The organism is Streptomyces sp. NPDC003327 (genome assembly GCF_053589515.1).
In genome coordinates this window covers 237,384-261,635 of the sequence record NZ_JBSFSA010000001.1, presented here as the reverse complement: position 1 = coordinate 261,635, position 24,252 = coordinate 237,384, and the positions used below count along the sequence as shown (strand labels likewise).

At 70.7% G+C, this 24,252-nt stretch carries 19 protein-coding genes and 2 tRNA genes; 12 read left to right on the top strand and 9 right to left on the bottom strand.

Annotation, left to right across the window (positions count from 1 at the left end):
* Nucleotides 1-120: 120 nt before the first annotated feature.
* Entirely contained in the window at nt 121-2,667 is a 2,547-nt protein-coding gene (pepN, locus tag ACWDVG_RS01215; protein WP_451694935.1) for an aminopeptidase N, read from the bottom strand.
* A gap of 142 nt (nt 2,668-2,809) precedes the next feature.
* Between pepN and ACWDVG_RS01210 the strand changes: the two genes are divergently transcribed.
* A complete protein-coding gene (locus tag ACWDVG_RS01210; RefSeq protein WP_451694933.1) occupies nt 2,810-3,445 on the top strand; it encodes a mycothiol-dependent nitroreductase Rv2466c family protein in 636 nt (211 codons plus the stop codon).
* A gap of 147 nt (nt 3,446-3,592) precedes the next feature.
* Here ACWDVG_RS01210 and ACWDVG_RS01205 read toward each other — a convergent pair whose 3' ends face one another.
* The 3 genes from ACWDVG_RS01205 to ACWDVG_RS01195 form a co-directional block, all read right to left on the bottom strand.
* The gene (locus ACWDVG_RS01205) at nt 3,593-4,237 is read right to left on the bottom strand and encodes a superoxide dismutase (RefSeq protein ID WP_451694931.1); all 645 of its coding nucleotides are present in this window, start codon (nt 4,235-4,237) and stop codon (nt 3,593-3,595) included.
* Nucleotides 4,238-4,439: 202 nt separating this feature from the next.
* Nucleotides 4,440-5,852 (bottom strand): amino acid permease, encoded by a 1,413-nt coding sequence (locus tag ACWDVG_RS01200; RefSeq protein WP_451694929.1) that lies wholly within the window; start codon nt 5,850-5,852, stop codon nt 4,440-4,442.
* 116 nt (nt 5,853-5,968) lie between these two features.
* Nucleotides 5,969-7,363: an amino acid permease gene (locus ACWDVG_RS01195; protein ID WP_451694927.1), complete on the bottom strand. Its 1,395-nt coding sequence runs from the start codon at nt 7,361-7,363 to the stop codon at nt 5,969-5,971.
* A gap of 306 nt (nt 7,364-7,669) precedes the next feature.
* Here ACWDVG_RS01195 and ACWDVG_RS01190 point away from each other — a divergent pair, with 306 nt between their 5' ends.
* Complete coding sequence (locus tag ACWDVG_RS01190) at nt 7,670-8,260, top strand: biotin transporter BioY (protein WP_451694925.1); 591 nt, start codon at nt 7,670-7,672, stop codon at nt 8,258-8,260.
* A gap of 119 nt (nt 8,261-8,379) precedes the next feature.
* Here ACWDVG_RS01190 and ACWDVG_RS01185 read toward each other — a convergent pair whose 3' ends face one another.
* Entirely contained in the window at nt 8,380-9,813 is a 1,434-nt protein-coding gene (locus tag ACWDVG_RS01185) for an amino acid permease (protein ID WP_451694923.1), read from the bottom strand.
* Nucleotides 9,814-9,998: 185 nt separating this feature from the next.
* Between ACWDVG_RS01185 and ACWDVG_RS01180 the strand changes: the two genes are divergently transcribed.
* Nucleotides 9,999-10,493 carry a ribose-5-phosphate isomerase gene (locus ACWDVG_RS01180; protein WP_451694922.1) on the top strand — a complete coding sequence of 165 codons (495 nt, stop codon included), beginning with the start codon at nt 9,999-10,001 and terminating at the stop codon, nt 10,491-10,493.
* Nucleotides 10,493-11,302, top strand: a complete 810-nt coding sequence (locus ACWDVG_RS01175) for an Fpg/Nei family DNA glycosylase (RefSeq protein WP_451694920.1) — start codon at nt 10,493-10,495, stop codon at nt 11,300-11,302. Before ACWDVG_RS01180 ends, ACWDVG_RS01175 begins: the two co-directional genes overlap by 1 nt.
* 64 nt (nt 11,303-11,366) lie before the next feature.
* Here the strand turns inward: ACWDVG_RS01175 and ACWDVG_RS01170 are convergent, their stop codons facing one another.
* Entirely contained in the window at nt 11,367-12,596 is a 1,230-nt protein-coding gene (locus ACWDVG_RS01170) for a GNAT family N-acetyltransferase (protein WP_451694918.1), read from the bottom strand.
* A gap of 107 nt (nt 12,597-12,703) precedes the next feature.
* On the opposite strand from ACWDVG_RS01170, the gene ACWDVG_RS01165 reads away from it, so the two are divergent.
* Nucleotides 12,704-13,849: a PP2C family protein-serine/threonine phosphatase gene (locus ACWDVG_RS01165; protein WP_451694917.1), complete on the top strand. Its 1,146-nt coding sequence runs from the start codon at nt 12,704-12,706 to the stop codon at nt 13,847-13,849.
* Here ACWDVG_RS01165 and ACWDVG_RS01160 read toward each other — a convergent pair.
* A complete protein-coding gene (locus ACWDVG_RS01160; RefSeq protein ID WP_451694915.1) occupies nt 13,806-14,927 on the bottom strand; it encodes an acyltransferase family protein in 1,122 nt (373 codons plus the stop codon). The two genes, ACWDVG_RS01165 and ACWDVG_RS01160, sit on opposite strands and share 44 nt — an antisense overlap.
* 320 nt (nt 14,928-15,247) lie before the next feature.
* Between ACWDVG_RS01160 and ACWDVG_RS01155 the strand changes: the two genes are divergently transcribed.
* Nucleotides 15,248-15,442, top strand: coding sequence for a hypothetical protein (locus tag ACWDVG_RS01155; protein WP_030684996.1), 195 nt, complete (start codon nt 15,248-15,250; stop codon nt 15,440-15,442).
* Nucleotides 15,443-15,497: 55 nt separating this feature from the next.
* Here the strand turns inward: ACWDVG_RS01155 and ACWDVG_RS01150 are convergent.
* A tRNA-Gly gene (locus ACWDVG_RS01150) sits at nt 15,498-15,568 on the bottom strand.
* 131 nt (nt 15,569-15,699) lie between these two features.
* Here ACWDVG_RS01150 and ACWDVG_RS01145 point away from each other — a divergent pair.
* From ACWDVG_RS01145 to clpX, 5 genes are all read left to right on the top strand, one after another.
* A tRNA-Pro gene (locus ACWDVG_RS01145) sits at nt 15,700-15,776 on the top strand.
* A gap of 171 nt (nt 15,777-15,947) precedes the next feature.
* On the top strand, nt 15,948-17,327 hold the full coding sequence (tig, locus tag ACWDVG_RS01140) for a trigger factor (protein WP_451694913.1): 1,380 nt from the start codon (nt 15,948-15,950) through the stop codon (nt 17,325-17,327).
* 266 nt (nt 17,328-17,593) lie between these two features.
* On the top strand, nt 17,594-18,211 hold the full coding sequence (locus ACWDVG_RS01135; RefSeq protein WP_451694912.1) for an ATP-dependent Clp protease proteolytic subunit: 618 nt from the start codon (nt 17,594-17,596) through the stop codon (nt 18,209-18,211).
* A gap of 62 nt (nt 18,212-18,273) precedes the next feature.
* Nucleotides 18,274-18,936 (top strand): ATP-dependent Clp protease proteolytic subunit, encoded by a 663-nt coding sequence (locus tag ACWDVG_RS01130; protein ID WP_451695104.1) that lies wholly within the window; start codon nt 18,274-18,276, stop codon nt 18,934-18,936.
* Between the two features lie 158 nt (nt 18,937-19,094).
* The gene (gene clpX, locus ACWDVG_RS01125) at nt 19,095-20,378 is read left to right on the top strand and encodes an ATP-dependent Clp protease ATP-binding subunit ClpX (protein ID WP_128980430.1); all 1,284 of its coding nucleotides are present in this window, start codon (nt 19,095-19,097) and stop codon (nt 20,376-20,378) included.
* Between the two features lie 70 nt (nt 20,379-20,448).
* Here clpX and ACWDVG_RS01120 read toward each other — a convergent pair whose 3' ends face one another.
* Nucleotides 20,449-21,408, bottom strand: a complete 960-nt coding sequence (locus tag ACWDVG_RS01120) for a hypothetical protein (RefSeq protein WP_451694910.1) — start codon at nt 21,406-21,408, stop codon at nt 20,449-20,451.
* A 138-nt stretch (nt 21,409-21,546) separates the two neighbouring features.
* Between ACWDVG_RS01120 and ACWDVG_RS01115 the strand changes: the two genes are divergently transcribed.
* A complete protein-coding gene (locus tag ACWDVG_RS01115; RefSeq protein WP_451694909.1) occupies nt 21,547-24,168 on the top strand; it encodes a valine--tRNA ligase in 2,622 nt (873 codons plus the stop codon).
* The last annotated feature ends 84 nt before the right edge of the window (nt 24,169-24,252 follow it).

Sequence of the window (24,252 nt, the reverse complement as noted above, 5' to 3'; positions counted from 1 at the left end):
ACTTCGCCCTCAAGTACGCGCGTTCGACTGCCGATGAAGACGCCCCGTCCGGTTGGCCCCCGTCGGGTTGGCTCCCCGTCCGGGTGGCGGCCCGTGCGGGCCGCCACCCCGGGGAACCGACTAGTCGGCCAGCCCGTCGCAGGCCTGCGCCCGCAGCGCCCGCGCCAGGTCGTCACGGGACTCGACGACCAGGCGGCGCAGCGCGGGCGCCGCCGAGGCGTGTTCGGCGAGCCACGCGTCCGTCGCGGCCAGCGTCTCCTCCCGGTCCTGGAGCCCCGGGAACAGGCCGCGGACCACGTCCATGCCGATCTGGATCGACCGCTCGGCCCACACCCGCTCGATCGCCGCGAAGTACTTCTCCGCGTACGGGGCGATCAGCTCGCGCTGCGAGGACTGCACGAAGCCCGCGATCGTCGCGCCCACCAGCGCGTTCGACAGGGTGTCGGACTCCACGACCTGCGCCCAGGCCTGGGCCTTGACCGCCGCCGAGGGCCGGGAGGCGAGCAGCCGCACGTGGTGCCGCTTGCCCGTCGCCGTGTCGTCCCGGGCCAGCTCCTCGTCGATCCGCGCCTCGTCGGCCAGGCCGTGCGAGGCGAGCGGCGTCAGCAGCGCCCAGCGCAGCTCCTGGTCGACGTCGAGGCCGTCGATCTTCGCCGTACCGTCGAGCAGCCCGCCCAGGAGCTGGAAGTCGGCGTCCGTCGAGGCCGTCGCCGCGAAGAACCGCGCCCAGGTGAGCTGGTGCTCGCTGCCCGGCTCGGCGAGACGCAGCTCCCGCAGGCCGCCCTCGGCGAGCAGCCGCCCGCCCTCCTCGCGCCACGCGGCCGCCGCGTAGTGCCTGACGGCCGACTGCGCCCAGGCGTGCACCATCTGGAGCACGCCGATCTCGGTCTCGCGGCCCGCGTGGGCGAGGGCGACGGCGACGAAGTCCCGGGCCGGCATCAGGCCGTCGCGGGTCAGGTTCCACAGCGCCGACCAGCACAGCGCGCGGGCCAGCGGGTCGGTGATGTCGCCGAGGTGGGCGCGCAGGGTCGCCAGGGAGCCCTCGTCGAAGCGGACCTTGCAGTAGGTGAGGTCGTCGTCGTTGACGAGGACCAGGTCGGGCCGCTCGGCGCCGGTGAGGTCGGCGACGACCGTCCGGGCGCCGGTCACGTCCAGCTCGGCGCGCGCGTACCGCACGAGCTCCCCGCCGGACAGCCGGTAGAGGCCCACGGCGACCCGGTGCGGGCGCGGCCGCTCGCCCTCCTGGACGACGGCGAGCTCGGTGATCCGGCCCTCCGCGTCGTAGGTCACGGCGGGAGTGAGCGTGTTGACGCCGGAGGTCTGCAGCCAGGAGGCGGCCCAGGCTTTCATGTCCCGGCCGGAGGTCTCCTCCAGGACGGCGAGCAGGTCGGCGAGGCGCGTGTTGCCGTAGGCGTGGCGCTTGAAGTAGATCCGCGCGCCCTCCAGGAAGGCGTCCCGGCCCACGTACGCGACGAGCTGCTTCAGGACGGAGGCGCCCTTGGCGTAGGTGATGCCGTCGAAGTTCAGCTTGGCGTCCTCCAGGTCACGGATGTCGGCCGTGATCGGGTGGGTGGAGGGCAGCTGGTCGGCCCGGTAGGCCCAGGCCTTGCGGTTGTTGGCGAAGGTCACCCAGCTGTGGGTGAAACGGGTGGCCTCGGCCAGCGAGAAGGCGCCCATGAAGTCGGCGTACGACTCCTTCAGCCACAGGTCGTCCCACCAGACCATGGTGACGAGGTCGCCGAACCACATGTGGGCCATCTCGTGGAGGACGACGTTGGCCCGGCGCTCGTACGCCGCCTGCGTCACCTTGCCGCGGTAGATGTACTCCTCGGTGAAGGTGACCATGCCCGGGTTCTCCATCGCGCCGAGGTTGTACTCGGGGACGAAGGCCTGGTCGTACTTCCCGAAGGGGTACGGGTAGTCGAAGGTGTCGTGGAAGAAGTCGAGGCCCTGCTTGGTGATCAGGAAGACGTCGTCCGCGTCGAAGTGCTTCGCGAGCCCCTTGCGGCACATCGCGCCCAGCGGGATGACGAGGTCGCCGCGGGTGTAGGTGTCCGTGACGTAGTGGTACGGGCCGGCGACGACGCACGTGATGTACGTGGAGATCGGCTTCGTCTCCGCGAACCGCCACACGCCCTCGGCGTCCTGCTCGCCCGCCCCGTTCGACCAGACCGTCCAGCCCTCGGGCGCCGTCACGTCGAAGCGGTACGGCGCCTTGAGGTCCGGCTGCTCGAAATTGGCGAAGACCCGCCGGGCGTCGGCCGGCTCGTACTGCGTGTAGAGGTAGACCTCGCCGTCCTCCGGGTCGACGAAGCGGTGCATGCCCTCGCCGGTGCGGCTGTAGGCGCACCGCGCGTCGACCACGAGCACGTTGTCGTCGGCGAGGTCGTCGAGCGTGATCCGGGCGCCGTCGAACACGGCCGCCGGGTCCAGGGAGCGGCCGTTGAGGGTGACCGCGTCGACCGCGGGGGCGACCAGGTCGACGAAGGTGGACGTGCCCGTACCCGTACGGCGGAACCGGATCGTCGTCAGCGAGCGGAAGGTCCGCACCGCCTCGTCGGAGTCGCCCACCGCCGAGCGCAGGTCGAGGGAGATCTCGTACGCGTCGACGGTCAGCAGCGAGGCCCGCTCGTGGGCCTCTTCTCGGGACAGGTTCTCACCGGGCACGGTCACTCCTTCGTGGCGTGTTCGAAACAGACCCGATCCTCCCACGGGGCACCGCCGCACCGCGCACGGGAATGCCGCCGCGTGGCCGAGGCGTTCTGCTTCTTCGGCGCACGACGTCCCGATGTCCCGACCGAGGAGTGACATGTCCGAGAGCAGGACCACCGCCGAGTTCTTCTTCGACCCCCTGTGCCCGTGGGCCTGGATGACCTCCCGCTGGATGCTGGAGGTGGAGAAGGTGCGCCCGGTGGACGTGACCTGGAAGGTCATGAGCCTGGCCGTGCTGAACGAGAACCGCATCGACGAGCTCCCGGAGGAGTACCGGGAGATGCTGGAGACCAAGGCCTGGGGCCCGGTGCGGGTGGTGATCGCCGCCCAGCAGCTGCACGGCGACGAGGTCGTCGGCAAGCTCTACACGGCCCTCGGCACCCGTTTCCACAACAACGGCGAGGGCCCGACGCGCGAGGCGATCGTTGGCGCGCTGGCCGACGCCGGCCTGCCGGAGGACCTGGTCGAGTACGCCGACAAGGACACGTACGACGCCGAGCTGCGCGCCTCCCACAAGGAGGGCATAGACAAGGTCGGCCAGGACGTCGGCACCCCGGTCATCGCGGTGCCCGGCCCGGACGGGGACGAGGTCGCGTTCTTCGGCCCGGTCGTGACCCCGACCCCGCGCGGCGAGGCGGCGGCGCGGCTGTGGGACGGCACGCTGCTGGTGGCGTCGACGCCGGGCTTCTACGAGATCAAGCGGACCCGGACGGCGGCGCCGAGCTTCGAGTAGCCACCCCTCGCCCGGGACCCGCCCTGGCCCCGGCCCTCATGGCGGACGGCCCCCGCGACTCACGTCGTCGCGGGGGCCGTCCTCCTGTCCGCCCGCTCCGTGAAGGGTGAGAAGACGATCACGAGCGGGGCGCTTCGGGGGTGCCGGTCAGAACGAGATCAGCGGGACGCTCGTCCGCGCGGCCTGGTAGCGCCGGTGCACGTCCTGCCAGTTGACGACCTGCCACATCGCCTCGATGAAGTCGACCTTCTGGTTCTTGTACTGGAGGTAGAAGGCGTGCTCCCAGGCGTCGAAGACCAGGATCGGGACGGAGCCCTGGCCGACGTTGCCCTGGTGGTCGTAGACCTGCTCGACGATGAGCCGGCCGCTGATCGGCTCGTACGCGAGGACGCCCCAGCCGGAGCCCTGGGTGGTCGCGGAGGCCTTGGTCAGCTGGGCCTTGAACCCGGCGAAGGAGCCGAAGGACTCGGTGATCGCGTCCGCGAGCTCACCGACGCCGTCGGCGGCCAGCGGCTCGCCGCCGCCCCCGTCCTTCGGGCTGTTCATGTTGTTCCAGTAGATGGAGTGGAGGATGTGCCCGGAGAGGTGGAACGCCAGGTTCTTCTCCAGGCCGGTGATCGCGCCCCACTGCTCCTTGTCGCGGGCCTCCGCCAGCTGCTCCAGGGTGTCGTTCGCGCCCTTGACGTAGGCGGCGTGGTGCTTGTCGTGGTGCAGCTCGATGATCTCCGGATTGATCACCGGCTCCAGCGCCGCGTAGTCGTACGGCAGCTCCGGAAGGGTGTAGATCGCCATGTGCCCCGGCCTCTCGATCGCTTATTGCAACCTATGTGCAAGTGCAGGCTAACAGTAGATGCGGAGAAGTTGATCAGCCCGGGGACCTGGGACCGGGGCCCGACACGGCGAACCCCCGGGGCAGGACAGAGCGAAACCCCCGGACCGAGTGGTGGTCCGGGGGTTGCGGCGTACGGGGGAGGGGCTTCCCGCGGGGAGCGGCTCAGGCGGCGCGGTCCGCCGCCAGCTTCTGGCGGACGAAACCGATCGCGGCGAGGACCAGCGTCAGTCCGCCCGTCGAGTACAGCTGCACGCGCGTCCCCTCCTCACGGGCCATCAGGAAGAAGACGGCGGCCATGCCGGCCAGCGCCACCCACGTCAGCACCGGGAACGCCCACATCCGCACGACCAGCTTCTCGGGCGCCTCGCGCTCGGTGCGGCGCCGCAGCACCAGCTGGGAGGCGGCGATGAAGAACCAGACGACCAGGATGATCGCGCCGATCGTGTTCAGCAGCCAGGTGAAGGCCTTGTCCGGGGACCAGTAGCTCAGCAGCACGCAGCCGAAGCCGACCACCGAGGAGACCAGCACCGCGGGCCGCGGCACCCCGCCGTACAGCCTGCCGAGCGCCTTCGGGCCCTGGCCGCGCGAGACGAGCGAGCCCGCCATGCGGGAGGCGCCGTAGATGTTGGCGTTCATCGCGGAGAGCAGGGCGACGAGCACGACCACGTTCATGATCTGGCCGGCCGCCGGGATGCCCAGGTGGTCGAGGGTCGCGACGTACGGGCCCTTCTCGACGACCGCCTTGTCGTCCCACGGGACGAGGGTGACGATGACCGCCATGGAGCCGATGTAGAAGAGCGCGATGCGCCACATCGCCGTACGGACCGCCTTGGCGACGCCCTGCACCGGGTGCTCGGACTCGGCCGCCGCGATGGTGACGGTCTCCAGACCGCCGTAGGCGAAGACCGAGGCGAGCAGTCCGACGATCAGGCCCTCGGAGCCGTGCGGGAAGAAGCCGCCGTCCCCGGTGAGGTTGGCCGTGCCGGGCGCGTCCGTGCCGGGCAGCGCGCCGACGATCGCGAGGACGCCGATGCCCAGGAAGAGGACGATCGCGCCGACCTTCAGCGCCGCGAACCAGAACTCGAACTCGCCGAAGTTCTTCACCTCCGCCAGGTTGGTGGCGCAGAAGACCAGCATGAACAGCGCGACCCAGGCCCACTCCGGGCTGCCGGGGAACCAGCCCGTCATGATCTTCGCCGCGCCGATGGCCTCCAGACCGACGGCCACGCAGAGCAGGAACCAGAAGGCCCAGCCGGCGGTGAACCCGGCCCACGGGCCGAACGCGCGCTCCGCGTGCACGGAGAACGAGCCGGAGGCGGGGTTCGCCGCCGACATCTCGCCGAGCATGCGCATCACGAGCATGACGAGCACGCCGGAGATCGCGTACGCGAGCACGATCGAGGGCCCCGCGGCGGCGATGCCGGCGCCGGAGCCGACGAAGAGCCCGGCACCGATGACGCCACCGAGGGCGATCATGGAGAGATGACGCTGCTTGAGGCCGTGGGACAGGCCCTCGGCGGGGGCGGTCGCGCCGTCCTTGCGGTCGGCCGGCGCGGGCGCGGTGGTCCGAGACATGGGCGAACCCTGTTCAGTAGCTGAGACGGGGAGGGAGCCCACAGTCTGTGGGCCCGCACCGCTCACAGGGAACGGGTGTCCGCTATACGGTCACCGGGTTCACACAAGGTGAAGATTCAGTTCCGTTTCGTGGAGGGCGCCCGCAGCTCCCGGACCCACGCGACCAGCAGCACCGCCGCCGTCGCCGCCCCCGACCACAGCACCTGCGGCCGCGCCCCGTCGTCGTACAGCATCAGGACGAGCACCCCCGCCATCGCGGCGAGCGCCAGCCAGGTCAGCCACGGGAAGCCCCACATCCGAAGCGTCAGCGTCTCCGGCGCCTCCCGCTCGATCCGGCGCCGCAGCCGCAGCTGCGACACCGCGATCAGGGCCCACACGAAGAGCAGCACCGCGCCCACCGCGTTGAGCATGTAGAGGAAGACGGAATCCGGCCACTTCAGATTGAGCAGGACGGAGACGAAGCCGAACGCCACCGAGGCCAGCACCGCCCGCCGGGGCACCCCGCCGCCCGACACCCTCAGCAGCCCCTTCGGCGCCTCCCCGCGCTCGGCGAGCGAGAACACCATCCGGGAGGAGCCGTACAGGTTGGCGTTGAGCGCCGACAGCAGCGCCACGAACACCACCACGTTCATGATCTGCCCGGCGCCCGGCACCCCGAGCGCGTCCAGGACCGCGACGTACGGCGACTCGCCCGGCCGCATCGCCGTCCACGGCAGCAGCGTCACGATCACCAGCATCGACCCCACGTAGAAGAGCAGGATCCGCCAGACCGCGCTGCGCACCGCCCGCGCCACGTTCCGCGCCGGGTCGTCCGACTCGGCCGCCGCGATCGTCACCACCTCCAGGCCGCCGAAGGCGAACACCACCGCGAGCACCCCGGAGACCACGCCCTCCCAGCCGTTCGGCAGGAAACCGCCCTGCCCCGTCAGGTTCGCCAGGCCCACCGGGTCCGTGTCCGGCAGCCAGCCGACGATCGCGAGCGCCCCCAGGACCAGGAACAGCACGATCGCGCCGACCTTCAGCGCCGCGAACCAGAACTCGAACTCGCCGAAGTTCTTCACCGCCGCCAGGTTGGCCGCCGTGAACACCACCATGAAGACGAGGACCCAGCCCCACTGCGGGACGTCCGGCAGCCAGCCGTGCGCGATCCGCGCCGCGCCCGTCGCCTCCACGGCGAGGACGACGACGAGCAGGAACCAGTACAGCCAGCCCACCGAGAACCCCGCCCAGCGGCCGAGCGCCCGCTCCGCGTGCACCGAGAACGCCCCCGACGCCGGCATCGCCGCCGACATCTCGCCCAGCATCCGCATCACCAGCATCGCGAGCGCGCCCGCGATCAGGTACGACAGGACGATCCCCGGCCCGGCGACCGCGATGCCCGCGCCCGAACCGACGAAGAGCCCGGCACCGATCACCCCGCCCAGGCCCAGCATCGTCAGATGACGCTGCTTCAGGCCGTGCGAGAGCGGCTCGGGTTCGGTGAGCAGGGGGGACGGCGGGGCGTCGCGCATGGTGGGGGACTCGCGCTCTCGTGACTCGGGGCACTTTATGGAGACCCCACAGTCTCTCCGCTGGACCGCGCTCTGCGCAAAAGGGGCGTCTTTCGGCGAGCCGCCAGTGACAAGGGTCACGTGGCGGCACGCCCATCCGTCCCCATCCCGGCGCCCTTTGTCGGAACCTCATGAAACGCTCGGCTCCCGCTTTGTGGACCGCTGACGGTGATCGGGCGTTCACCCCTGACATAGCGTCGACACGTCCCTCCCCCCATGGCCCTGCGGGCGTGCGGGGACCCCACCCTCACCCCGCGGAGTACCCCGATGAGCACCGCCGCCGTCCCCGCCCGTACCCTCCGTCCGGGCACCGTCCTCGCCGACCTGCTCCCCGCGAGCCGCGCCCGCGACATCGCCCTGGTCGTCGGCGGCGCCGCCCTCACCGGCCTCGCCGCACAGCTCTCCGTCCCGGTCCCCGGCTCCCCGGTCCCGGTCTCCGGCCAGACCTTCGCCGCCCTGCTCGTCGGCACCGCGCTCGGCGCCCGCCGCGGCTTCCTCTCCCTCGCCCTGTACGCGGTGGCGGGCATGGCGGGCGTGCCGTGGTTCGCCGAGGGCTCCTCGGGCTTCGCGATGCCCACCTTCGGCTACATCCTCGGCATGCTCCTCGCCGCCACCGTCGTCGGTGCCCTCGCCCGCCGCGGCGCCGACCGCTCGGTCCTGCGCACCGCCGGCGCGATGGCCCTCGGCTCCGCGATCATCTACGCGGTCGGCGTGCCCTACCTGGCCCTCGCCACCGGCATGGGCTTCGGCAAGGCCGTCGCCCTCGGCCTCACCCCCTTCCTCGTCGGCGACGCCCTCAAGGCCGCCCTCGCCATGGGCGCCCTGCCCACCGCCTGGAAGCTGATCGGCCGGAAGTAGCCGTCCGGCGACGGCCCGCACGCGGAAGGGCCCGCCACTCCGGGGGAGTGGCGGGCCCTTCGTCGTACGCGCCCGTCGTCGGTGCCCGCCGTCCGCGCGGCGGGGGCGGGCCGGGGCGACTACGGCCGGATGGCCTTCGCGAACCGGTCGCGGACCACCGCGACCACGAGCACGAGCGCGGCCACGAGCAGCGAGAGCACGACCTGCTCCCGGGCGCTGCCGCCGTCGTAGATCATGTAGCCGAGGACGAAGACGATCATGCCGATCGTCGCCCAGGTCAGGTACGGGAAGAGCCACATCCGCACGACCAGCTTCTCCGGCGACTCGCGCAGGATGATCCCGCGCATGCGCAGCTGGGTCACGCAGATGACCAGCCAGACGAAGAGGGCCACCGCGCCGGAGGAGTTCAGCAGGAAGGCGAAGACGGTGTCCGGCCACTTGTAGTTGAAGAAGACCGCGACGAAGCCGAAGACGACCGAGCCGAGGATCGCGGCCGTCGGCACGCCCCGCTGGTTGACCTTCGCGAAGGCCTTCGGCGCGTCCCCGCGCTGACCGAGCGAGAAGGCCATGCGGGAGGCGGTGTAGAGGCCCGAGTTCAGGCAGGACAGGACGGCGGTCAGCACGATCACGTTCATGACCTGGCCGGCGTGCGGGATGCCGATGGAGTCGAGGGCCGCGACGTACGAGCCCTTGTCGACGATCGACTTGTCGTTCCACGGCAGCAGCGTCAGGACGACGAAGATCGAGCCCAGGTAGAAGACGCCGATCCGCCAGATCACGCTGTTGGTCGCCTTGGTGACGGCCCGCTGCGGGTCCTCGGACTCACCGGCGGCCAGGGTGACGATCTCGGAGCCCATGAAGGAGAAGACGACCATCAGGACGCCGGTGAGGATCGCGCCCGCGCCCATCGGGAAGAAGCCCCCGGTGTCGGTGAGGTGCGCGAACCCGGCCCCCGGGTTGTCCGATCCCGGCAGCACGCCGAAGACCGCGAGGAGGCCGACGGCCACGAAGGCGGCGATGGCCACGACCTTGATCCCCGCGAACCAGAACTCGAACTCGCCGTACGACGAGACCGACGCCAGGTTCGTGGCGGTGAGCACCACCATCACGATCAGCGCCCAGCCCCACTGCGGGACGGCCGGGATCCAGCTCTCCAGGATCTTGGCTCCGGCGGTCGCCTCGACGGCGAGGACGACGACCCAGAAGAACCAGTACAGCCAGCCGATGGTGAAACCGGCCCAGCGGCCGAGCGCGCGGTCGGCGTAGGCGGAGAAGGAGCCGGAGGAGGGCCGGGCGGCGGCCATCTCGCCGAGCATCCGCATCACGAAGACGACCATCGCGCCGACGAGGGCGTACGAGAGCAGGATCGCCGGGCCCGCGGCGGCGATGCCGGAACCGGAGCCGACGAAGAGGCCCGCGCCGATGACACCGCCGATGGCGATCATCGACAGGTGGCGGTTCTTGAGCCCGGCCTTCAGGCCGTCGGGGGAGTTCGGGGCGCCGGTGGTGCCGGTTCCCTCGCCGTCCTTCGTCAGGGTCGGTTGCGTGTTCATGGACGCGTCCTCATGTGTGGGGGTCGGCTCGGATCGCGAGCCGGAGACATGAAACCCGGTGACCGGGGAGTATGGAAGGGCTGATTCCGGATCGTGATTCAGGGCATAAGGTCCGGACCAGACAGGGCCGAAGGTCCCGACCCCGCTGACGGTTACCCCGGCCCTGACGTGCCACACTCGGAGCCATGCGCGTCTACATCGGTTCCGACCACGCCGGCTACGAACTCAAGAACCACCTCGTCGAGTGGCTCACCGCCCACGGCCACGAGCCCGTCGACTGCGGCCCCCACATCTACGACGCCCTCGACGACTACCCGCCGTTCTGCCTGCGGGCCGCCGAGAAGACGGCCGCGGACCCGGACAGCCTCGGCATCGTCATCGGCGGTTCCGGCAACGGCGAGCAGATCGCCGCCAACAAGGTGAAGGGGGTGCGCGCCGCCCTCGCCTGGAGCGAGCAGACCGCCGCCCTCGGCCGCGAGCACAACAACGCCAACGTCATCTCCGTCGGCGGCCGCATGCACACCCGGGAAGAGGCGACCAAGTTCGTCGAGATCTTCCTGAACACCCCGTACTCCGGCGACGAGCGCCACACGCGCCGCATCGACATGCTCACCGCGTACGAGACCACCGGCGAGCTCCCCCCGATCCCGGCGCACCACCCGCAGGAGCCCACCGCCTGATGCCCGAGGGGCACACCATCCACCGGCTGGCCGCCGACCACCTCGAACGGTTCGGCGGCCGGCCCGTGCGCGTCTCCAGCCCCCAGGGCCGGTTCGCCGCCTCGGCGGCCCTCCTGGACGGCGCCGTCCTCGACGGCGTGGACGCCCACGGCAAGCACCTGTTCCTCTCCTTCGGGGAGAGGGAGTGGGTCCACATCCACCTCGGCCTCTTCGGCAAGGTGACCTTCGGCCCCGCCCCGGCGCCCCCGCCCACCGACACGGTCCGGCTCCGGCTCGCCAACCCCGACGCGTACGTCGACCTCCGCGGCCCCACCACCTGCGCGGCCGTCACCGAGGCGGAGAAGCGCGCGATACACGACCGCCTCGGCCCCGACCCCCTCCGCGACGGCGACGACCCCGACCGGGCCTGGCGCCGCATCTCGAAGTCCCGGAGCACCATCGCGGCCCTGCTCATGGACCAGAAGGTCGTCGCGGGCGTCGGCAACGTCTACCGGGCCGAGGTCCTCTTCCGTCACGGCATCGACCCGTACCGCGCGGGCAAGGACCTCACGGCGGCGGAGTGGGACGCGATCTGGACCGACCTCGCGGCGTTGATGCGCGACGGCGTCCGCGCCAACCGCATCGACACGGTCCGCCCCGAACACACCCCCGAGGCGATGGGCCGCCCGCCGCGCGTCGACGACCACGGCGGCGAGGTCTACGCCTACCGCCGCGCGAACCTCCCGTGCCACGTCTGCGCGACCCCCATCCGCACGGCGGACCTCGCCTCCCGCAACCTCTTCTGGTGCCCCACCTGCCAGACCCGCTGACGCCCGGCGGGCCGCGCACGACCGCGACGACCGCCGGGCGCGTCGGGCGACCGCCCACGCCCCGCTAGAAACCGTGCGGCAGCCAGGGCGCGACCGGCGACCCGAAGGCCACCGACGCCTCCGCGAGCGCGCCCTCCCGCAGCTCGGTCACCCGTCCCGCCGCGGCCAGCGCCACCAGCGACGTCCCGCCCAGATACGCCGACCCCAACTCCCGTACGGACAGCGCCAGGTCCACGGGATCGGCCGTCCGCACGCAGGTCGCCCCCTTCGCGTCCCCCGTCAGCCGCCACCGCCCCTCGTTCCACGGGCAGAACGCGTCCTCGACCTCGAACACCACGTCCACCGGAGCCTGGTACGTCCGCGCCTCCAGCGCCGCGCCCACCTCCACCAGCCGGACGAACAGCGCCTCCCGCACCGTCGCCTCGCACCGCCGTACGTCCGACACCAGGTGCCACCAGGCCGCGTCCACCGGACTGCTCCCGATCCGCACCTTCGACGTCAGGTCCACCGCGCACACGAACCGCCACAGCGCCGCCTCCGCCGCCGGGTCGAGCCCCAGCAGCTGGTGCACCCGCACCACGCCCTCGGCCCCCGCGTACGACCACTCCGGCTTGACCGCGTACTGCGCGAAGCCCACCACCTCGCCGTCCCGCTCCGCGAGCACGCAGAGCCGCCGCGACGCCCCGTCGCGCTCGGCCTCCGGGTCCAGCAGCGGCAGCTTCTCCCAGCCCGGCCGCCGGGCGAGCATCCCGGGCCGCCCCGGCACCAGACGGGCGTAGACCTCCTCGCAGACCGCCGACGACTCCGTCAGGTCGGCCTGCCGCAGCGTCACCTCGTCCGTGCCCTCCGGCACCGTCGGCCGCACCCGGGTCGTGTCGATCGTCGCGTACGCCGACCACGACCCGGCGCCGTACCCGAACCGCCCGTAGATCACCGGCTCCGAGGCCGTCAGCACCGCCAGCGGCTCGCCCGCGGCCCGCACGTCGTCCAGCTGCCGCCGCATCATCGAGGTCAGGATCCCGCGCCGCCGGTGCGTCCCCGCCACGCTCACCATCGTCACCCCGGCCGCCGGCACCAGCGCGCCGCCCGGCACCGAGAGCCGGAACGAGAACGCGCCGGTCGTCCCCACGCACAGGTCCCCGTCCCAGGCGCCGATCGAACGCTCCGGCTCCGTCAGCTCCCGCCACAGCGCCCGTGACTCCGGCGGCTCCGGCACCCCGCCGAAGGCGAGCTCCAGCACGTCGAACCAGCGGTCCCAGTCGGTCGGGTCGAGAACTCGCAGCTCAGTCGTCATATGCCATCGATATCAGCGCGATGCGTCCGGGGCGACCCGATTTCACGCACCTTGTCACCGGGGTACCCCTGCGCGATCCCCGGGCGGGTGGATAAGGTCACAGCCCAATGGGACAGCGCGCGGGAGTGAACACGTACGCGGCCCGGCTGCGCAGGCGCGCCCGCCGGGCCCGCACCGCGCTGCGCAGAACCGGCGTCGACTACTTCCGCGGCGACGGCTCCGACCGGCTCGCCTTCGCCGGACTCCTCCTCGCCGTCCCGGCCATCGCCTGCGGCACGGTGCTCCAGCCCGTGTGGTGCGCGCCCGCCGCGCTCGTCCTGCCGATCGTCGCGGGCGGGGTGCTGCTGCGCCCCGCCAGCCTCCTCGGCCTGTACGCCGCGGCCGCGGGCGCGCTCATCGTCGAGTCCTTCGTCCTCGGCCCCTACACCCAGGGCCCCGCGAGGGTCACCCCCGGCACCGTCCTGACCGTCGCGGCCTGCGGCCTCTTCGGGCTGCTCATCGCCCAGTTCCGGGCCCGGGTCGGCGTGCCCTGGCGGCGCGGCGGCACCATGCTCTTCGACCTGCGCGAGCGGATCCGGGTGCAGAGCGCCCTGCCCCGCCTCCCGCAGGGCTGGCACCGCGAGATGGCGCTGCGCCCGGCCGGCGGCCAGTCCTTCTCCGGCGACTTCGTCGTCGCGGCCCGCACCCACGGCGGCCGCACCCTGGAGATCGTCCTCACCGACGTCTCCGGCAAGGGCATGGACGCGGCCTCCCGCTCCCTGCTCCTCTCCGGCGCCTTCGGCGGGCTCCTCGGCTCGCTCCCGCCGCACGGCTTCCTGCCCGCCGCCAACGGCTACCTGCTCCGGCAGGACTGGGACGAGGGCTTCGCCACCTCCATCCACCTCGTCCTCGACCTGGAGTCCGGCGACTACGAGCTGTTCTCGGCCGGGCACCTGCCCGCCCTCCAGCTCCACGCGGGCACCGGCCGGTGGGAGGAGAAGGCCGCCGACGGCCCGCTCCTCGGCGTCTACGACGGGGCCGAGTTCCACCCGGTCAAGGGCTCCCTGCGGTCCGGCGACGTCCTGATGCTCTTCACCGACGGCCTCGTCGAGGCCGCCGACCGGGACATCGCCGAGGGCATCGACCGCCTCACGGGCGAGGCAGAGCGCTGCGTCGCCGAGGGCTTCGAGGGCGTCGCCTGGCACCTGATCGAGGCCGTCGCCAAGGACGTCAACGACGACCGGGCGCTGCTCCTGATCTCCCGCCCCGCCTGAACGCCCAGGCCATCTCGGGCTCCGTCACCGGCTTCATGACCCGCCGGACGACGGGGGTGCACAGCAGCGTCATCGCGGCCAGCATCGCCAGCGTGAGCGCGACCCGTCCCACCGGCGTGCCGAGCGAAGGGTACTGGTCGAAGAACCCGGAGTACTGGCCGGTCCGGATCAGCAGGCCGTGCAGGAGGTAGCCGCAGATCGTCCCCGCGCCGAGCGCCGTGAACCAGCGCCGGCGGCCCGGCACGAGCGCGAGGAAGGCGGCGGTCAGGACCAGGGTCGCGACGAACAGGGCGCCGACCCGCACGAGCCCGGGCCCCCACCAGGGCGAGCCCATCTCCTGCGCGCTCAGCGTCCGGTAGAACCAGTCCATGTCGATCCGGTACGTCGCCCAGTAGGTGAACGGCACGGCCAGGCCGAGGACCAGGGCCGCCAGGGCCCGCACCGGCCGCCGCCGCAGGAACCGGAAGTGCTCGGGCCGCATGCGCAGGCCGATCACGAAGAACGGCAGGAACTGCAGGACCCGCTGGAGGCCCAGCGGCCCGTTCAGGTCGGGCGTCACCGAGGCGAGCCCCGCGACGACCAGCGAGACGGCCACCGGCCACCGCACCACGGACCAGAAGGGCGCGGTCACCCGCCAGATGAAGAGCGCCGGCAGGAACCACATCAGGTACGAGGGGTGGAGCAGGCTCAGCGGCCGGTCCGGCTGCGGCCCGAGGCGGATGAGCAGCGTGTACGCGGCCTCGAAGACGACGTACGGCAGGGCGACGCCGGTCAGGAGCCGCCGCAGCTGGTCGGGCCGGCCGGTGTAGCTCCGCGAGAGGTGGCCGGAGACCAGGATGAACAGCGGCATGTGGAACGCGTACACGAACATGTACAGGGCCCGGGTCGTCCGGCTCCCCTCGACCACCACCGGCAGGATGTGCCCGACGGCGACGAGCAGGATGGCCAGGTACTTCGCGTTGTCGAAGTACGGGTCACGGCCACCGGCCCGCGGTGCGGGCACCGCGGCGGGAACCGTTTCGGCCACCACCGCGTACCGGGGCGCGGGGGCGATTCCGGGTGAGGTCAGGGACGACATTGCCGTGACGCTAGCTGTGTGCCGGCTGTCTGCAAACCCGCGACTTCCCGGAAGACAAGAGCGGTCAAAACGGGGCTGATTGGTGCGTCCGCACTTCGGTCAGGGCCTACGAAACTGGGCAAAAGGCGCAGGGTTGTGCGCCTGTGCGCTTTCTCTCTCCGCCCCTCCCGTCACCCCCGCCCCGCCCCCGCGGCGTCCCACGATTCGTCACGGGCCAGCGAGGGCAAGGGGGTTGGTGGCACGATGGAGGCAGCGGGGGGTGTGTTCAGGTGCGCGCTCCCCGGCGGGCAAGGCGGGACCGACCGAGGGTGTGATCAGTTGTGGCCATTTCACTGTCTGTGGTGTTGCTGTTGGCGATCATCCTGGTGGTGCTGATCCGCGGGGGGAACCTCAAGGGCGGCCCGGCCGTCGTCGCCGTCCTCTTCGGCTTCTTCCTCGCGTCCACCGGCATGGCCGACGACATCCAGCGCTTCCTGGACTCCATCACGCAGACCGTCGGGTCCATAAAGTTCTGAACGTACGACTCGGGCCCGGTCCCTCGACGAGGAACCGGGCCCGAACCGTATGGAGAGCGGGCGACGGGAATCGAACCCGCGTAGCTAGTTTGGAAGACTAGGGCTCTACCATTGAGCTACGCCCGCACAGACGCGCGCCGGAGGCATCCGACCGCGGCACGGACAGCATCGTAGCGGGTCCGGAGCGGTCCGTGCACACCCCGAAAAAGAGGGGGCGTCGCAGGGTCTCCGTCCATGTACCCTACGTGTCGCACCGACGGGGTGTGGCGCAGCTTGGTAGCGCGTCCGCTTTGGGAGCGGAAGGCCGTGGGTTCAAATCCCGCCACCCCGACCATGTCGATCACGCCTCCTGACCGGCACTTCTTGATCGCGTTGTGGCCCCCCTCCCGCTTGCGGTTACTATGCAAGCTGCGTGCCCGTGTGTCTCTCTGACCGGGCCGATCGGCCGGAACCGCCTCGTGCGGCACCGGCAGCATCCAGGAATCAGCCACAAGGAGACCGAACCGTGAAGAGCGCCGTGGAGACCCTGAACCCGACCCGGGTTCGGCTCACTGTCGAGGTGCCCTTCGAGGAGCTCAAGGACAGCCTCGACGCGGCGTACAAGAAGATCAACCAGCAGGTCACGGTCAAGGGCTTCCGCAAGGGCAAGATCCCCGCGCGCGTCATCGACCAGCGGTTCGGCCGCGGCGCCGTGCTGGAGGAGGCCGTCAACGACGCGCTCCCGAAGTTCTACACCGAGGCCGTGAACGAGGCCGAGGTCAACCCCCTGGGCCAGCCCGAGGTCGACATCACCGAGCTGAAGGACGGCGAGGTGCTGGCCTTCACCGCCGAGGTGGACGTGCGCCCGGCCCTCGAGATCCCGGACTACTCCGGCATCGAGGTCACCGTCGACGCCGTCGAGGTCACCGACGAGGACGTCGAGAAGTCCGTGGAGCAGCTCCGCGAGCGCTTCGCCTCGACCTCCCCGGTCGAGCGCGCCGCCCAGGACGGCGACGTCGTCACCATCGACCTCGAGGCCAAGGTCGACGGCGAGGTCCTGCCCGACGGTGTCGCCGAGGGCGTCTCGTACACCATCGGCTCGGGCGAGCTGCTCGACGGCATCGACGAGGCCGTCAAGGGCCTCGAGGCCGGCGGCGAGGCCACCTTCACCTCGCAGCTGAAGGGCGGCTCCGCCGAGGGCAAGGACGCCGAGGTCACCGTCAAGGTCACCGCCGTCGCCGCCCGCGAGCTCCCCGAGCTCGACGACGAGTTCGCGCAGATGGCGTCGGAGTTCGACACCCTCGACGAGCTCAAGGCCGACAGCCGCAAGCGCCTCGAGAACATGAAGCAGTTCGACCAGGCCACCCAGGCCCAGGAGCGCGTCCTCGACGAGCTCCTCAAGCTGGTCGAGGTCCCGATGCCCGAGAAGCTCCTCGAGGACGAGATCAACACCCGCAAGCACAACCTGGAGCACCACCAGCTCGGCCAGATGGGCCTCACCCTCGACAAGTACCTGGAGATCCAGGGCAAGACCGAGGAGGAGTTCCTGGCCGAGACCAAGGAGCAGGCCGAGAAGGGCATCAAGACGCAGTTCATCCTCGATGAGCTCGTCAACAAGGAGAAGCTCGACGTCTCCCGCGAGGAGCTCACCGAGCACCTGTTCCGCCGCGCCGCCTCCTCCGGCATGAGCCCCGACCAGTTCGCCCAGGCCGTCGCCCAGGGCGGCCAGGTGCCGATGCTCGTCGGCGAGGTCGCCCGCGGCAAGGCCCTCGCGGTCGTCGTCGAGGCCGCCAAGGTCGTCGACACCAAGGGCGAGGTCGTCGACCTCTCCGACGACGAGGACGAGGAGCAGGCCGAGGCCGCCGAGGCCGCCACCGGCGAGGCCGAGGTCTCCGAGGAGAAGTAAGGCTCACCGCGAGGCCCCCGCGCCCCGCGCTGAACCCCCGCCACGGGCCCGGACGCACCACGTGTGCTGCCGGGCCCGTGGACGTACGAGGACCCCCTCGTGACCCGTTCACGCGCCCCCAACTACCTTGCGCTCCCAGCGAACAGTTGGGGAAGCGGGATGGTCTTGTCCGACCTGCGCGTTAGGGTCCATGAATACGAGGGCACTGCCCTCTGAACGAGACGCTGAGACGGCCCGGGGGCCGTCGGAGACGAGCAGGTGGATACGTGACGAATCTGAAGCCTTACGCCGCGGGTGAGCCGTCCATCGGTGGCGGCCTCGGCGACCATGTCTACAACCGGCTGCTCGGCGAGCGCATCATCTTCCTCGGCCAGCAGGTCGACGACGAGATCGCCAACAAGATCACCGCGCAGATGCTCCTCCTGGCCGCCGACCCGGACAAGGACATCTACCTCTACATCAACAGCCCCGGTGGCTCGGTGACGGCCGGCATGGCGATCTACGACACCATGCAGTACATCCCGAACGACGTCGTCACCATCGGCATGGGCATGGCGGCCTCCATGGGCCAGTTCCTGCTCACCGGCGGCACCTCCGGCAAGCGCTTCGCGCTGCCGAACACCGACGTCCTGATGCACCAGGGCTCCGCCGGCATCGGCGGCACCGCCTCGGACATCAAGATCCAGGCCGAGTACCTCCTGCGCACCAAGAAGCGCATGGCCGAGATCACCGCGCTCCACTCCGGCCAGACCGTCGAGACGATCATCCGCGACGGCGACCGCGACCGCTGGTTCACCGCGCAGGAGGCCAAGGACTACGGCCTCATCGACGACATCATCACGCACGCCGCGGGCGTTCCGGGCGGCGGCGGCACGGGAGCCTGAGCCCCGTCAACCCGCTCACGAGCCCCAGCCCACCGAACGCCACCAGGACGGTGAACACCCAGATGCAGAACAACCTCTCCCCGAGCGGCCTCTACACCGGCGCGCCGATGGACAACCGCTACGTCGTCCCCCGCTTCGTCGAGCGCACCTCGCAGGGTATCCGCGAGTACGACCCGTACGCGAAGCTCTTCGAGGAGCGCGTGATCTTCCTCGGCGTGCAGATCGACGACGCCTCCGCCAACGACGTCATGGCGCAGCTGCTGTGCCTGGAGTCGATGGACCCCGACCGCGACATCTCGATCTACATCAACAGCCCCGGCGGCTCCTTCACCGCGCTGACGGCGATCTACGACACGATGCAGTTCGTGAAGCCCGACATCCAGACGGTCTGCATGGGCCAGGCGGCCTCCGCCGCGGCCGTGCTGCTCGCCGCCGGCACCCCCGGCAAGCGGATGGCCCTGCCGAACGCCCGCGTGCTGATCCACCAGCCCTCCGGCGGCACCGGCCGCGAGCAGCTCTCCGACCTGGAGATCGCGGCCAACGAGATCCTGCGCATGCGCAGCCAGCTGGAGGAGATGCTGGCCAAGCACTCCTCGACGCCGATCGAGAAGATCCGCGACGACATCGAGCGCGACAAGATCCTGACCGCCGAGGACGCCCTCGCGTACGGCCTGGTCGACCAGATCGTCTCGACCCGCAAGAGCACGGCCGCCGCGGCAGCCTGACGCTCGACCTTCCCTCGCCGTGGTTGGCGTGGCCGAATCGCGACCATGCCAACCACGCCAAGGGGGGCCCGAACGGGGGGCCCGGCAAGGTACCGTCGAATATGAGGCACCAGGAGTCGCTGAACCATGCGGCTCCCAGGCGATAGGGGAAGCACCTCGTGGCACGCATCGGTGATGGCGGCGACCTGCTCAAGTGCTCGTTCTGCGGAAAGAGCCAGAAGCAGGTGAAGAAGCTCATCGCGGGACCCGGTGTGTACATCTGCGACGAGTGCATCGACCTCTGCAACGAGATCATCGAGGAAGAACTCGCCGAGACGAGCGAGGTGCGGTGGGAGGAACTCCCCAAGCCCCGCGAGATCTACGAGTTCCTCGAGGGGTACGTCGTCGGGCAGGAGCCCGCGAAGAAGGCCCTCTCGGTCGCGGTGTACAACCACTACAAGCGCGTCCAGGCCGGCGAGAACGGCGGCGCGCAGGGCCGTGACGACGCCATCGAACTGGCGAAGTCCAACATTCTGCTGCTCGGCCCCACGGGCTCCGGCAAGACGCTCCTCGCGCAGACGCTGGCCCGCATGCTCAACGTCCCGTTCGCCATCGCCGACGCGACGGCGCTCACGGAGGCCGGCTACGTCGGCGAGGACGTCGAGAACATCCTCCTCAAGCTGATCCAGGCCGCCGACTACGACGTCAAGAAGGCCGAGACCGGGATCATCTACATCGACGAGATCGACAAGGTCGCCCGTAAGAGCGAAAACCCGTCGATCACGCGGGACGTCTCCGGCGAGGGTGTGCAGCAGGCCCTCCTGAAGATCCTGGAGGGCACCACGGCCTCCGTACCGCCGCAGGGCGGCCGGAAGCACCCGCACCAGGAGTTCATCCAGATCGACACGACGAACGTGCTCTTCATCGTGGGCGGCGCCTTCGCCGGCCTGGAGAAGATCATCGAGTCGCGTGCGGGCGCCAAGGGCATCGGCTTCGGGGCGACCATCCGCTCCAAGCGCGAGATCGAGGCGAGCGACCAGTTCCAGGAGGTCATGCCGGAGGACCTGGTGAAGTTCGGGATGATCCCGGAGTTCATCGGCCGCCTCCCCGTGATCACCTCGGTCCACAACCTGGACCGCGAGGCGCTCCTGAAGATCCTCGTCGAGCCGCGCAACGCCCTGGTCAAGCAGTACCAGCGCCTCTTCGAACTCGACGGCGTGGAGCTGGACTTCGACCGCCCGGCCCTGGAGGCCATCGCCGACCAGGCCATCCTCCGCGGCACCGGCGCACGCGGCCTGCGCGCCATCATGGAGGAGGTCCTCCAGTCGGTCATGTACGAGGTCCCGTCCCGCAAGGACGTGGCCCGCGTGGTCATCACGGCGGACGTCGTCCGCGACAACGTGAACCCGACCCTGGTCCCGCGGATCGTGAAGAACGACGGTCGCCACGAGAAGTCGGCCTGACGACACGACGACCCGACGACACGACGAAGGGGGCGCCCCACCGATCCGGTGGGGCGCCCCCTTCGTACGGTCACGCCTTGCTGCGCGAGGCCTTGTAGTGCTGGGCGGCCAGGTCGGCGACCTGGTCCAGGGTGAAGCCGGAGCCGCCGGTCGCCATCGCCACCGGGTCGATCGCGTTGACGACGCCCAGGGTGCTGTAGTCACCCCAGATGCAGGTGGGCACCTGGAACTCCTTCGGGACTCCCGGGGTGGTCTCGGACGACGTGTTCTCGAACTTGATGTTCTGGCACTTCATCAGCGCGCCCTCGAAGCCCGCGGGCGTCTTGGTCTCCGGGCTGCCGACGGGCGTGATCTTCATGCCCTCCATCGTGGCGGCCTGGTCCTTCTCGTAGTTGGCGAAGCCGGTGTCGACCGCCTTCTCCGGGTCCGCGATCTCGCCCCACATGCCGTTCAGGCTCATGTTCTTGGCGGTCGCGCCGCTGCCCACCTTGTAGGAGGCCGCGACCATCTGGGGGCTGGAGATGCCCATGGCGGTGGCGTTGGCCTTCTGCTCCGCGTTCATCGGAGCGCTCCGGTCGCCGCCCTCCTTCTTGTACTCGCCGATCGTCGCCGCCGGGGTGATCTTGTACCCCTTGGTGTCGTCGGCCACGGCGCCGTTCCCGCCCCCGCCGCCCAGGACGAAGTACGCCCCCACGCCGAGCGCCGCCACCACCGCGACCGCGCCGACGATCCAGCCCGCCTTGGACTTCTTCGGGGCCGGAGGGTGCGGGACGTAGCCGCCGGGGCCCTGTGGGGCGCCGTACGGGGGCTGCTGGCCGTAGGGGCCGGGCTGCGGGGGCTGCTGCGGGTAGCCGTAGGGCGGCTGCTGCGGCGGGACGCCCTGCGGGGCCTGCTGGGGGTAGCCGTAGCCGGGCTGCGCGCCGTACGGACCGGGCTGCTGCGGCTGCTGGCCGTACGGTCCCGGCTGGCCGTAGGGACCCGGCTGCTGCGGCGGCTGGCCGCCGTACGGGCCCGGCTGGTTGTAGCTCATCGACAGGTTCCCCTCACAGGATGTTTATGCGTAGTCGACATCCTCGCGGAAACGTCGTCCCCCGAGTGCGGCGGGGGCCACACCGTTACCGAACCAAAGCGTTTCGGGGCAGGGCCGGGACACCCCTAAACTGGGCCCGTGACCGAGAACACTCAGCAGCAGACAGCAGCCCCCACCGAACTGCCGACCCAGTACGCGCCGGCCGAGGTAGAAGGGCCGCTGTACGAGCGCTGGGTAGAGCGCGGGTACTTCGAGGCGGACGCGAAGAGCGAGAAGCCGGCGTACACCATCGTGATCCCGCCCCCGAACGTCACGGGCTCGCTCCACCTGGGCCACGCCTTCGAGCACACGCTCATCGACGCCCTCACCCGCCGCAAGCGCATGCAGGGCTTCGAGACGCTGTGGCAGCCGGGCATGGACCACGCCGGCATCGCCACACAGAACGTCGTCGAGCGCGAGCTCGCCAAGGAGGGCAAGTCCCGCCACGACCTGGGCCGTGAGGCCTTCGTCGAGCGCGTCTGGGAGTGGAAGGCCGAGTCCGGCGGCCAGATCGCCGGTCAGATGCGGCGCCTCGGTGAGGGCCTGGCCTGGAGCCGGGACCGCTTCACCATGGACGAGGGCCTCTCCCGGGCCGTCCAGACCGTCTTCAAGAAGATGTTCGACGACGGGCTGATCTACCGCGCCGAGCGCATCATCAACTGGTGCCCGCGCTGTCTGACGGCCATCTCCGACATCGAGGTCGACTACCAGGACGACGACGGCGAGCTCGTCTCCATGAAGTACGGCGAGGGTGACGACACCATCGTCGTCGCCACGACCCGCGCCGAGACGATGCTCGGTGACACGGCCGTCGCCGTCCACCCCGACGACGAGCGCTACGCCCACCTGATCGGCAAGCAGATCAAGCTGCCGCTGACCGACCGTACGATCCCGGTCGTCGCGGACACGCACGTGGACCCGGAGTTCGGCACCGGCGCCGTCAAGGTGACCCCGGCGCACGACCCGAACGACTTCGCCATCGGCCAGCGCCACGACCTCGAGTCCATCGAGGTCCTCGACGAGCGCGGCGTCATCACCACCCACGGCCCCTTCCAGGGCCTGGACCGCTTCGAGGCCCGCTCCGCGATCGTCGCCGCCCTGCGCGCCGAGGGCCGGATCGTCGCCGAGAAGCGCCCGTACGTCCACTCCGTGGGCCACTGCTCGCGCTGCAAGACGACGCTGGAGCCCCGCCTCTCGATGCAGTGGTGGGTCAAGGTCGAGACCCTCGCCAAGGCCGCCGGTGACGCGGTCCGCGACGGTCGCGTCACCATCCACCCGGCCGACATGTCGCAGCGCTACTTCGACTGGGTCGACAACCTCAACGACTGGTGCATCTCGCGCCAGCTGTGGTGGGGCCACCGCATCCCCGTCTGGCACGGTCCGAACGGCGAGTTGGTCTGCGTCGGCCCCGACGACGAGGCGCCCACCGGTGAGGGCTGGACGCAGGACACCGACGTCCTCGACACGTGGTTCTCGTCCGGCCTGTGGCCGTTCTCCACGCTCGGCTGGCCGGAACAGACCCCGGACCTGGAGAAGTTCTACCCGAACTCCGTCCTGGTCACGGGCTACGACCTCATGTTCTTCTGGGTCGCCCGGATGATGATGTTCGGCCTGTACGCGATGGACGGCCAGCCGCCGTTCCGCACGATCGCGTTCCACGGCATGGTCCGCGACGAGTTCGGCAAGAAGATGTCGAAGTCGTTCGGAAACACGGTCAACCCGCTGGACTGGATGGACAAGTACGGCTCCGACGCCCTGCGCTTCACCCTGGCCAAGGGCGCCAACCCCGGTGTCGACGTCCCGATCGGCGAGGACTGGGTCCAGGCGTCCCGCAACTTCGCCAACAAGATCTGGAACGCCACCCGCTTCGCGATGATGAACGGCGCGACGGTCGAGGGCCCCCTGCCGGACGCCTCCTCCATGTCGGCGACCGACCGGTGGATCCTGTCCCGCCTGAACAAGGTCGTCGCCGAGGCGGACGCCTACTACGACGACTACCAGTTCGCGAAGCTCGCCGACGCGCTCTACCACTTCGCGTGGGACGAGGTCTTCGACTGGTACGTCGAGCTGTCCAAGACCACGTTCTTCGAGGGCGGCGAGCAGGCCAAGGTCTCGGCCCGCGTCCTGGGCGAGGTCCTCGACGTCACCCTGCGACTCCTCCACCCGATCGTCCCGTTCGTCACGGACACCCTGTGGACCACGCTGACGGGCCGCGAGTCGGTCGTCGTCGCCGAGTGGCCGACCGACTCCGGCTTCCGCGACGAGGCCGCGGAAAAGGAGATCGAGCTGGTCCAGCGGGTCGTCACCGAGGTCCGCCGCTTCCGCTCCGACCAGGGTCTCCAGCCCGGCCAGAAGGTACCGGCCCGCCTGGAGCTCGACGGCACCGCGCTCGCCCCGCACGAGGCCGCCATCCGCCAGCTGCTGCGCCTCCAGCCGGAGGGCGAGGGCTTCGCCGCCACCGCCTCCCTGCCGGTCGCGGGCGCCACGGTCGCGCTCGACCTGTCGGGCACGATCGACGTCGCCGCGGAGCGCAAGCGCCTCGCCAAGGACCTCGCCGCCGCCGAGAAGGAGAAGGCCCAGGCCGAGGCCAAGCTCGGCAACGAGGCCTTCCTGGCCAAGGCACCCGACAACGTCGTGGACAAGATCAAGGGCCGGCTCGCCAAGGCGGACGAGGACATCGCCCGCATCCAGGCGCAGCTGGAGCGCCTGCCGCAGGCCTGACCCGACGCACGGAGGGGCCCGGAACCGATCGGTTCCGGGCCCCTCCGTGCGTCGTACGCCGTGCGTGACGTCACACGCCCGGTG

Coding starts and splice junctions, on each gene's coding strand:
- ACWDVG_RS01195 (WP_451694927.1), bottom strand. CDS start 7,363: ATGCGCGACGCCCCGCCGTCCCCCCTGCTCACCGAACCCGAGCCGCTC.
- ACWDVG_RS01190 (WP_451694925.1), top strand. CDS start 7,670: ATGAGCACCGCCGCCGTCCCCGCCCGTACCCTCCGTCCGGGCACCGTC.
- ACWDVG_RS01170 (WP_451694918.1), bottom strand. CDS start 12,596: ATGACGACTGAGCTGCGAGTTCTCGACCCGACCGACTGGGACCGCTGG.
- ACWDVG_RS01210 (WP_451694933.1), top strand. CDS start 2,810: ATGTCCGAGAGCAGGACCACCGCCGAGTTCTTCTTCGACCCCCTGTGC.
- ACWDVG_RS01130 (WP_451695104.1), top strand. CDS start 18,274: ATGCAGAACAACCTCTCCCCGAGCGGCCTCTACACCGGCGCGCCGATG.
- ACWDVG_RS01185 (WP_451694923.1), bottom strand. CDS start 9,813: ATGAACACGCAACCGACCCTGACGAAGGACGGCGAGGGAACCGGCACC.
- ACWDVG_RS01120 (WP_451694910.1), bottom strand. CDS start 21,408: ATGAGCTACAACCAGCCGGGCCCGTACGGCGGCCAGCCGCCGCAGCAG.
- ACWDVG_RS01180 (WP_451694922.1), top strand. CDS start 9,999: ATGCGCGTCTACATCGGTTCCGACCACGCCGGCTACGAACTCAAGAAC.
- ACWDVG_RS01160 (WP_451694915.1), bottom strand. CDS start 14,927: ATGTCGTCCCTGACCTCACCCGGAATCGCCCCCGCGCCCCGGTACGCG.
- ACWDVG_RS01205 (WP_451694931.1), bottom strand. CDS start 4,237: ATGGCGATCTACACCCTTCCGGAGCTGCCGTACGACTACGCGGCGCTG.
- ACWDVG_RS01175 (WP_451694920.1), top strand. CDS start 10,493: ATGCCCGAGGGGCACACCATCCACCGGCTGGCCGCCGACCACCTCGAA.
- ACWDVG_RS01165 (WP_451694917.1), top strand. CDS start 12,704: ATGGGACAGCGCGCGGGAGTGAACACGTACGCGGCCCGGCTGCGCAGG.
- ACWDVG_RS01200 (WP_451694929.1), bottom strand. CDS start 5,852: ATGTCTCGGACCACCGCGCCCGCGCCGGCCGACCGCAAGGACGGCGCG.